Source organism: Streptomyces sp. NPDC057638, assembly GCF_042800315.1.
Lineage (GTDB): Bacteria > Actinomycetota > Actinomycetes > Streptomycetales > Streptomycetaceae > Streptomyces.
In genome coordinates this window covers 1-2,980 of the sequence record NZ_JBHVHF010000534.1, presented here as the reverse complement: position 1 = coordinate 2,980, position 2,980 = coordinate 1, and the positions used below count along the sequence as shown (strand labels likewise).

The 2,980-nt window shown below is 71.4% G+C and carries 3 protein-coding genes; 1 reads left to right on the top strand and 2 read right to left on the bottom strand.

The window, feature by feature from the left end:
- Positions 1-56: 56 nt before the first annotated feature.
- Positions 57-650 carry a 3-isopropylmalate dehydratase small subunit gene (gene leuD, locus ACFVIM_RS34445; protein ID WP_384310138.1) on the bottom strand — a complete coding sequence of 198 codons (594 nt, stop codon included), beginning with the start codon at positions 648-650 and terminating at the stop codon, positions 57-59.
- Between the two features lie 6 nt (positions 651-656).
- Entirely contained in the window at positions 657-2,084 is a 1,428-nt protein-coding gene (gene leuC / locus ACFVIM_RS34440; protein WP_384310136.1) for a 3-isopropylmalate dehydratase large subunit, read from the bottom strand.
- A 143-nt stretch (positions 2,085-2,227) separates the two neighbouring features.
- Between leuC and ndgR the strand changes: the two genes are divergently transcribed.
- A complete protein-coding gene (gene ndgR / locus ACFVIM_RS34435) occupies positions 2,228-2,944 on the top strand; it encodes an IclR family transcriptional regulator NdgR (RefSeq protein ID WP_010984119.1) in 717 nt (238 codons plus the stop codon).
- Positions 2,945-2,980 lie beyond the last annotated feature (36 nt).

Below are 2,980 nucleotides of genomic sequence, written 5' to 3'. Positions count from 1 at the left end.
GCCCCCCACCGGGCGGTGGGGGGCGCAGTCGGAAGAAGGCGCAGATCAGGGCACGATCAGAGCTGAATCGTGCGCGGCTTGAAGGCCGGTCGGGACCCCTCGTAGGACGCGATGTCCGCTTCGTTCTGAAGGGTGAGACTGATGTCGTCCAGCCCGTTCAGCAGCCGCCAGCGGGCGTTCTCGTCCAGCTCGAAGTCGGCGGTCAGCTCCCCCGCCCGCACCTGGCGGGACTCCAGGTCCACCGTGACCTCGATGGTCGGGTCGGCCTCGGTCAGCTCCCAGATCCGGTCCACCGTCTCCTGCGGCAGAACCACGGTGAGCAGGCCGTTCTTGAGCGAGTTGCCCCGGAAGATGTCCGCGAAGCGGGCGGAGATCACGGCCTTGAAGCCGTAGTTCTGCAGCGCCCAGACGGCGTGCTCACGGGACGAGCCGGTACCGAAGTCGGGGCCCGCGACCAGCACGGTCGCCCCCTGCCGCTCCGGCCGGTTGAACACGAACTCCGGGTCCTTGCGCCACGCCTCGAAGAGCCCGTCCTCGAAGCCGTCCCGGGTGACCTTCTTCAGCCAGTGGGCGGGGATGATCTGGTCGGTGTCGACATTGCTGCGGCGCAGCGGGACGGCCCGGCCGGTGTGGGTGGTGAAAGCTTCCATGACTGATCAGACTCCAGCGGGCGTACGGGCGGCGTCGGTGAGGTCGGCCGGGGCGGCCAGCCGTCCCACGACGGCGGTGGCGGCGGCGACCTGGGGCGAGACCAGATGGGTGCGTCCGCCCTTGCCCTGCCGGCCCTCGAAGTTGCGGTTGGAGGTGGACGCGGAACGCTCACCGGGAGCCAGTTGGTCGGGGTTCATGCCCAGACACATCGAGCACCCGGCGTGCCGCCACTCGGCACCGGCCGCGGTGAAGACCTTGTCCAGCCCCTCCGCGACCGCCTGGAGGGCGACCCGCACGGAACCGGGGACCACCAGCATCCGCACCCCGTCGGCCACCGCGCGGCCCTCCAGCACGGCCGCCGCCGCACGCAGGTCCTCGATCCGGCCGTTGGTGCAGGAACCTACGAAGACGGTGTCCACCTGGATGTCCCGCAGCCGCTGCCCGGCGGTCAACCCCATGTACTCCAGGGCCTTTTCCGCGGCGAGGCGCTCCGAAGGATCCTCGTACGAAGCGGGGTCGGGGACCTGCGAGGAGAGCGGCGCGCCCTGGCCCGGGTTGGTGCCCCAGGTGACGAACGGGGCCAGCTCGGCGGCGTCGATGACGACCTCCGCGTCGAAGACGGCGTCGTCGTCGGTGCGCAGGGTCTTCCAGTACGCGACCGCCGCGTCCCAGTCCGCACCCGCGGGGGCGTGGTCACGGCCCTGGAGATAGGCGAAGGTGGTCTCGTCGGGGGCGATCATGCCCGCGCGGGCCCCGGCCTCGATGGACATGTTGCAGATGGTCATCCGGGCCTCCATCGAGAGCTTCTCGATGGCCGGGCCCCGGTACTCCAGCACATAGCCCTGGCCGCCGCCGGTGCCGATCCGGGCGATGATCGCCAGGATCAGGTCCTTGGCGGTCACACCCTCGGGCAGCTCGCCGTCCACGGTGATGGCCATGGTCTTGGGGCGTGCCAGGGGCAGGGTCTGGGTGGCCAGCACATGCTCCACCTGGGAGGTGCCGATACCGAAGGCCAGCGCGCCGAAGGCGCCATGGGTGGAGGTGTGGGAATCACCACAGACCACGGTGGTACCGGGCTGGGTCAGACCCAGCTGGGGGCCCACGACATGGACCACGCCCTGCTCGACGTCACCGAGCGGGTGCAGCCGGACACCGAACTCCGCGCAGTTCTTGCGCAGCGTCTCCAGCTGGGCCCGGGAGACCGGGTCGGCGATGGGCTTGTCGATGTCCAGGGTGGGGGTGTTGTGGTCCTCGGTGGCGATGGTGAGGTCGAGGCGGCGCACCCGGCGACCGCCCAGACGCAGCCCGTCGAACGCCTGGGGGCTGGTCACCTCGTGCAGCAGGTGCAAGTCGATGTAGAGGAGGTCGGGCTCGCCCTCCGCGCGCCGGACGACATGGTCGTCCCAGACCTTCTCCGCGAGTGTCCTACCCATCGCTTTCCCTCCGGCTGGCGCCTATGCCAGCACTCCTAGAGATCCTCCGCCGCCCCCTGGTTCCCGGGGCCGCCCCTACAGACTGGCGGGTTCCTGGAAGATGTGAACTTGCGTTTCACACTGTGAGACGCGAATATCGTTGCATGGACAACTCTAGCGGCGTCGGCGTTCTCGACAAGGCGGCTCTCGTACTGAGCGCACTGGAGTCCGGTCCGGCCACCCTCGCCGGGCTGGTCGCGGCGACCGGACTGGCCCGGCCCACGGCCCACCGCCTGGCCGTGGCTCTGGAGCACCACCGCATGGTGGCGAGGGACATGCAGGGCCGGTTCATCCTCGGCCCCCGGCTGGCGGAACTGGCCGCGGCGGCGGGCGAGGACCGGCTGCTGGCGACGGCGGGGCCGGTACTGACCCATCTACGGGACGTGACGGGCGAGAGCGCCCAGCTCTACCGGCGCCAGGGCGACATGCGGATCTGCGTCGCCGCGGCCGAGCGGCTGTCCGGACTGCGGGACACCGTCCCCGTCGGCTCCACGCTCACGATGAAGGCGGGCTCCTCCGCGCAGATCCTCATGGCCTGGGAGGAGCCCGAGCGGCTGCACCGGGGCCTCCAGGGCGCCCGGTTCACGGCGACGGCCCTGTCGGGCGTACGACGCCGCGGCTGGGCGCAGTCGATCGGTGAGCGCGAGCCCGGGGTGGCGTCGGTCTCCGCGCCGGTACGGGGGCCGTCGAACCGCGTGGTCGCGGCGGTGTCCGTGTCCGGGCCGATCGAGCGGCTGACGCGGCATCCGGGGCGGATGCACGCGCAGGCCGTCATCGACGCGGCGGGCCGCCTCTCCGAGGCCCTCCGCCGCACCGGCTGACCCCGCTGGAACCCCGCGCGGCCCGCACCTCCGTGC